Origin of the sequence: Paenibacillus sp. TAF43_2 (genome assembly GCF_052113545.1) — a bacterium.
Classification (GTDB): Bacteria; Bacillota; Bacilli; order Paenibacillales; family Paenibacillaceae; genus Pristimantibacillus.
In genome coordinates, this window is record NZ_JBFRDK010000252.1 from 1 (window position 1) to 6,695 (window position 6,695).

A 6,695-nucleotide genomic window follows, 5' to 3' on the forward strand; every position below is an offset into this window, starting at 1 on the left:
GAAGTAGAGTAGTCTGAGTCTCAACATATTTTGGTGAAAATTTTTATTAAAAAGGGGGAAATCATGAGATGAGTTATGATATTCATATTACGAGAGCAAATCATTGGACAGATAGCGCGGATAATCCAATAACATTGGAAGAGTTAAAAACCTATTTTGCTGCGAAAAAAGACTTTGAATATTCGAATCTGTTTTCTATTGCCGGTCCTTTCAATATTTCAATTGATGGAGAGTTTTTCATTTGGTCATATGAAGACATTAAAGTACCATTTAGTTATTCAAAAGGTAGGATAACAGTCCCTGAGGCTGAAGGGGAAGTAATGGATAAGATGAAAGAAATTGCGACTGAATTACAAGCGATAGTGCAGGGAGACGAAGGGGAAGCTTATTAATTTAAAAGCAGTTTTCATTTTTTGTATCATGACTAATTGGATATTTACAAAAATGCAATCGTTCTTCAGAGGGAACGATAAAGAAGCTTCCTAATCCACGGTTTTAGTGGGTGGGGAGGCTTTTTTTGAATGGGCAGATTTGCTCGATAATGAGTATGTGTAAGGTTAATCGTGTTTTGAGTATTCGTATCTACGAACAGGAAAACCTCCTGTTAATTTCTCATTTTATAAGTCAAATGCTCAACTAACAGGAAAACCTCCCGTTAATTTGGCGAAATAAGCTCTAATTCAGGAATATGAAGAAAATTAACGGGAGAATTTCCATGTAATTAGTTAAATTAGCCCGTTTTTGATGAATTAACAGGAGAAATTCCCGTTAGCGTAGGGATTCTCGTATCAATTGAAGGAAATTACGTGTGAAGAATTGATTTAGTAAAGGGTTTGGGTAACATTTGCGTGAATCCCGCGTAAAAATCGAGTTAGCGTAGGGATTCTCGTACCAATTGAGGGGAAATCCCGTGTGAAGAATCGAGTTAGTATAGTGAGTTTCGTATCATGGGGAAATTCATACGAAGAATCCAGTTAGTAAAAGGATTTCGGTAATATATGAGCGAATTCAGCGTGGGAATTTTCAGTTGGCGTAGGGAGCTTAGTAACGAGTGGCGAAGCAAGCTTGACCTTGGCAGCAGCGAAAGCGTGGCGCCAATTTGTAAAAAAGAGTCGTGGAAATTAGACGGATAAGTGTTGACGGATGGAAAACATCATGTTAAATTTAATTTATCCTATTGAATTAGTCGGAAATGAATAATGACAACTTGCATCGTCATTCATGGCAATGGTTTCGCTGTATTTGATTGCAAGTCGCGCTCGCTAGAAAACTGGAGGCGCATGCCAACCGAATGCCGAATCGGTTGTCGTGCGCCTTCTTTTTATTCAAAGGAAGAGGAGATGGGGATAGTGAGTCATGTTGGTTTTGGAGCTAATGCTCAGTCACTTGAGCAGCAATACAGTAAAGAGGTTGCCGATGCAAGAAGCCCTGATTATCCTGTACACCCGCTTATTCTGAATCGATGGTCGCCACGATCCTACTCGGAGCAGCTTGTGAGCGATGAAGAGCTTTATACGGTTTTGGAAGCTGCAAGATGGGCGCCATCGTCCAGCAACTTGCAGCCTTGGAGATTTTACGTGGCAAGGGAAGAAGCCGAGCATGAGCAGTTCCGCAAGTTCATCGTGCCTGGCAACCGCTTGTGGACAGACCACGCACCCGTGCTGCTGCTTCTAGCTTCTGAAGCGGTTAAGCAAGATGGCAATCCGAATGTGTCGCATGCTTTCGATACAGGAGCTGCTTGGGCAACTTTGGCGCTGCAAGCGAGGCTGCTTGGTCTATCGACTCGTGCCGTTGGCGGATTTGACCGAGCGGAAGCACGCAAGATTTTAGAAGTACCCGAACATATTGCGCTGCATGCCGTCATTGCACTCGGTCATCGTGGAGGACTTGATACGCTCGATGAAAAGTTTCGCGATAAAGAAATTCCGAATGGACGTCGTCCTTTAGCTGAGAGTCTGTTGGAGGTTAAGGTAAATTAAACGGCTAATCGCATTTCTGGAAACCCGTGTGACCATGCATTTAGTTTGATAGCATTAATAAATTTAGTTTGATGGCACTTATACATTTAGTTTGAAAACACTCATAAATTTGGAGAGGATGTTGAATATGTCCAGAACGGTTGAGGTTGCTGATGAATGGTTGAAGCGAATACAGGATCAATTGGCAGGCGTTCAATATGGCATCGTTCAAATTACGATTCATAATGGTCAAATTGTACAAATTGATCGGACGGAGCGCAGCCGTTACGAGGTGGAGAAGCTGCCATCTGCTGCTCGCAAGCAAAGATAACCGTTTATAAGTGGAGAGGATGCGTATGAAGAACGATAGGAGCTCCAGTTTATATGAATGGCCGGATCTTGCCTTTCATCATTACTGCTTGCAAATGTATCGGCTGAACCGCGGTGTCTACAATACCATTGATCAATGGCTGTATGACAACGGTTATGCTGGAATTAAAGGCCGGCGGAAGATGATTATTCAGTTTCTAGATCACATGATCAAGCTGCAGGCGGAAGAAGGCCATAAGTATTTATCTTTTGGCAAAGGGAATTTGGTCGCTCAGCTTAGCCAATTTGCTGCTGAACACGAAGTTCCGGTAATAAGAGCATTGGCCGCATACTAATAATGAATATATTCGACCGGAAAACCGGAGACATTTTGCACATGCAAAACCTGTCTCCGGTTTTTTTTTGTACAAAATTTGAGGAGGATAACGAACATGGAATATCGCAAATTAGGAAGAACAGGACTGCAAGTATCTGAGGTGAGCTTAGGTACGATGGCGTTTGGAAGATGGATTGATGAGGAGGCATCTGCTGCGATTTTGGATGCAGCGCTGGATCATGGCATTAACCTCGTTGACACTGCTAATGTATACGGGGAAGGCGAGTCGGAACGTATACTGGGCAATTTGTTAAAAGAAAGGCGTCACCAAATCGTGCTGGCAACCAAAGTTCATGGCCGCGTAGGCGAAGGGGTAAATGATTCGGGGCAAAGCCGCTATCATATTTACAAGGCTGTTGAAGACAGCTTAAAAAGGTTGAAGACCGATTATTTGGATCTGTATCAGGTACATCGATTTGATCCTAATACCCCCCTTGAAGAAACGCTTCGAKCTTTAGATGATCTTGTGCGTCAGGGGAAAGTAAGATACATAGGCGCTTCAAATTTTGCTGCATGGCAGCTTGCGAAGGCTCACGGTATAAGCGCGCTGCACAGCTTGCATCGCTTCGAAAGTCTCCAACCGGAATACAGCATCATCTCGCGTGAGATTGAGAAGGAAATTATACCTTTTGTGCAATCGGAGCAAGTTGGCGTTATCGTTTATAGTCCGCTTGGCAGAGGAATACTCTCTGGCAAGTACCGGGTTGGAGAAGCGCCGCCTGAAGGATCACGGCTTGCGGCAGGCGAGCAAAGGCTGGAGGAGCTTTTGAAGAAAAATGCAATTCCAGTTGCTGAGGCGATTAGACCTTTGGCGGAAGAAAAAGGCCTTACTCAAGCGCAATACGCATTGTCTTGGGTACTGAGTCGTCCTGGCATTACATCGGCAATTCTAGGCGCTTCGAAGCTTGAGCATATTACGGAAGCTGCAAAAAGCTGGGATGTTAAACTAAGCGCTGAGGAACTGGCGAAGGCCGATGAAGCAACCTCCAATTTGGAGCCGGCAAAAGAAGCCATTCCGAGCTGATTCTATAATTAAATACATTCTACCGTATCAATGGAGGATATCAGAGCAGTGCGTGATATCCTCATTTTTTTATCAAGTTCGGATGGGAGGCGGTAAGCATGGCGGGAGTAACGATTAATCATCTATACAAAAGATATGGCAAAGACAAGCACGCGGTAGTGCAGGATTTTCAGCTGGAAATTAAAGATAAGGAATTTATCGTATTCGTCGGTCCTTCCGGCTGCGGCAAATCGACGACATTAAGAATGATTGCGGGGCTTGAAGAAATTTCCGAAGGTGAGATTTATATTGGAGAGCAGCTCGTCAATAAGCTACCTCCGAAGGACCGTGATATTTCAATGGTTTTCCAGAACTATGCCCTCTACCCCAATTTAAGTGTATACGAGAATATTGCGTTTGGACTGAGGATGCGCAAGCTTCCTAAGCATGAGATCGATTTGGCGGTAAAAAATGCTAGCCGAATTCTGGAGATTGAGCCGTATTTAAATCGCAAGCCAAAGGAGCTGTCGGGCGGTCAGCGCCAGCGGGTGGCGCTTGGCAGAGCTATCGTGCGTGACCCAAAGCTGTTTTTGATGGATGAGCCGTTGTCTAACTTAGATGCCAAGCTTAGAGTAACGATGCGTATGGAAATAACGAAGCTGCACAAAAAATTAGGCACAACCTTTATATTCGTTACGCATGATCAGGTGGAAGCGATGACGATGGCGGACCGTATTGTCGTGATGAAGGGCGGCGTCATCCAACAATGTGATACGCCAGAGCTGATCTACTCCAAACCTTCGAATACGTTTGTTGCGAGCTTCATAGGTTCTCCTCAAATCAATTTCATTCATGGACGCGTGCAGGAGAATCCGCAGGGGCGATTAGAGTTTCATACGAATCGTTTTCAATTGAAGTTAAATGAAGTGATGGAGGATATTTTACGCAAAAATAACCAACTAAACAAATCGGTAATATTAGGTATAAGGCCGGAAAATGTAAAGCTGGAAGGCTTGTTCTCGGAGACGATTATTACCGGAACCTATAAGGACAATGAACTTATGGGCGCTGATCGTTTTCTTTATTTGGACATCGGACAGGAGAAGCTGCTCATTGCACGCGTCGATCCCGATAATCGTTTTTCTGAAAATGAGAAAGTGAAAGTAGAGCTTGATATATCGAAGGCTCATTTCTTTCATAAGGATACGGGTGAAAGATTTACAGAATGATCGGTATTTGCGAAGGAGGGAGGCGGCTTAACCTTTATGAATAAGAAACGGAAATGGCTTGTCTATGGTGCCAGTATTGTCATTGCAGCATGGCTGCTTAATGCTGGAGCGGCAGTAAACTCAGAATCTGGAGACAAAACCGATACGGTCCAATATGACAAGCTCGTAACTACATTTAATTATGAGGTTGATCCTTATTTTAGCGATGCGCTGGCAGCATGGCAGGAGAAGGGGCTGAGCAATGCAACAACTTCAATTCAGCTGGATGCAGCGAAGCCATCTCGTGTATCGAATGAAGAGGAGATCAAAGCAGGCGACTACGACGGTAAATCAAACATACTGATTTGGAATACAAGGAACACAGGATGGGTTGAATATCAAGTTGACGTTGCAGAGAGTGCGCTGTATGAAATCCACGTTTCTTATAACCCTCTGAAGGATGGAAGAAAAGGACCGATCGGGTGGGAGGTAACGATAGATGGCGAAAGGCCGTTTAGGGAAGCCTCTTCCATATCCTTATATCGGACATGGGAGGATGTGCGTCCTATTCTGAAAAACTCAGACGGCGATGAAATTCGTCCTCGTTCGATTGACGTGTCGGGCTGGAGCGAGAAGCCGTTAACGGATTCAGGAGGGGCATATGCGCAGCCTTTGCAATGGCATTTCGAACAAGGAACGCATACCATTCGATTGCAAGGGTTTGACCCTGTTGCGCTTGAGCAAATTAAGCTTGTTCCGAGCAAGCAAATACCTGATTATGCTGAAGTTAAGGCTGCGTATGCCAATATGCCTTCTCTTGCGGGCGATGTATTGACGATTCAAGCCGAGGATTTTACGAGCAAAAATGATACGGCAATAAAGCTATTTTCGGATAAAAACTCACGCACGCTGCCGCGGTATACGGGAAGAATTATTTACAATACGGTCGGCGGTCCGCGCTGGCTTGAACAAAATCAGGAAATCTCATGGTCGTTTGAGGTGCCGGAGAGCGGCTTGTACAAAATAGGCTTTCGCGCTCTGCAAAATACGATAGCTCAGAAAACCTCCTACCGGGTCGTTCGAGTGGATGGAGAGGTACCGTTTAAGCAATTTTTAGCGTATGGCTTTCCTTATTATACTGGTTGGAACGGAATGATTTTGCAGGACGAAAAAAAGAATCCGTATTTGCTTAAGCTTGAGAAGGGCCAACATACGTTGTCGCTAGCCGTCACACAATCGCCTATTAAATCTATCGTTGTGGATGTCGAGAAGCTGATCGCTCATTTGGATGCGATTGACTGGGATTTGCGCACGATTACAGGCTCGAGCTCGAAGAAGACCATTGACCGCAATCGTACGTGGAACATGGAGCAGGACTTCCCAGGGATGACTGACAAGATGGCGCTGGCAGCGGATGTCATGGAGTCACTGTCGAAGCGGGTAGTGAAAGCAAACGGCAACAAAGATTCAATCAGTCAAGGACTCGATACATCAGCGAAGGATTTGCGAGCATTGCTTAAGAAGCCTGAAGAAATTCCTTATGAGGTCGAAGAGATTTCTTCGATGAGAGAGAAATTCGGTACTTTTATCGATACACTGCTCAAGCAATCGCTGCAGCTGGATGAGGTTTATATTATTCCTGAGAAGACGGATGCTCCGAAAATGGAAGCTGGTTTTTTTGGCCGGCTATGGGGCAGCGCTCAAAACTTTATTTACTCTTTCGATGCGAGGGACAGCCTTAACGATTTGGACGACAAGAAGCTGAACATTTGGGTTCAGCGCGGCAGGGATTATGTGGATCAGCTGCAGCAGCTTGCAGA

6 protein-coding genes and 1 pseudogene are annotated in these 6,695 nt (G+C 44.7%); all 7 read left to right on the top strand.

Annotation, left to right across the window (positions count from 1 at the left end; genetic code table 11):
- Positions 1 to 68: 68 nt before the first annotated feature.
- Positions 69 to 392: a hypothetical protein gene (locus AB4Z17_RS30815; RefSeq protein WP_076269037.1), complete on the top strand. Its 324-nt coding sequence runs from the start codon at positions 69 to 71 to the stop codon at positions 390 to 392.
- Positions 393 to 1,199: 807 nt separating this feature from the next.
- Positions 1,200 to 1,979, top strand: a complete 780-nt coding sequence (locus AB4Z17_RS30820) for a nitroreductase family protein (RefSeq protein WP_441964100.1) — start codon at positions 1,200 to 1,202, stop codon at positions 1,977 to 1,979.
- Positions 1,980 to 2,106: 127 nt separating this feature from the next.
- A complete protein-coding gene (locus tag AB4Z17_RS30825) occupies positions 2,107 to 2,289 on the top strand; it encodes a YezD family protein (RefSeq protein WP_076269036.1) in 183 nt (60 codons plus the stop codon).
- A 25-nt stretch (positions 2,290 to 2,314) separates the two neighbouring features.
- Complete coding sequence (locus AB4Z17_RS30830) at positions 2,315 to 2,623, top strand: hypothetical protein (RefSeq protein WP_339204725.1); 309 nt, start codon at positions 2,315 to 2,317, stop codon at positions 2,621 to 2,623.
- Between the two features lie 96 nt (positions 2,624 to 2,719).
- Entirely contained in the window at positions 2,720 to 3,688 is a 969-nt protein-coding gene (locus AB4Z17_RS30835) for an aldo/keto reductase (RefSeq protein WP_441964102.1), read from the top strand.
- Between the two features lie 98 nt (positions 3,689 to 3,786).
- On the top strand, positions 3,787 to 4,896 hold the full coding sequence (locus AB4Z17_RS30840; protein WP_441964104.1) for an ABC transporter ATP-binding protein: 1,110 nt from the start codon (positions 3,787 to 3,789) through the stop codon (positions 4,894 to 4,896).
- 36 nt (positions 4,897 to 4,932) lie between these two features.
- A pseudogene (locus AB4Z17_RS30845) lies at positions 4,933 to 6,695 on the top strand (extracellular solute-binding protein); the annotation flags it as partial.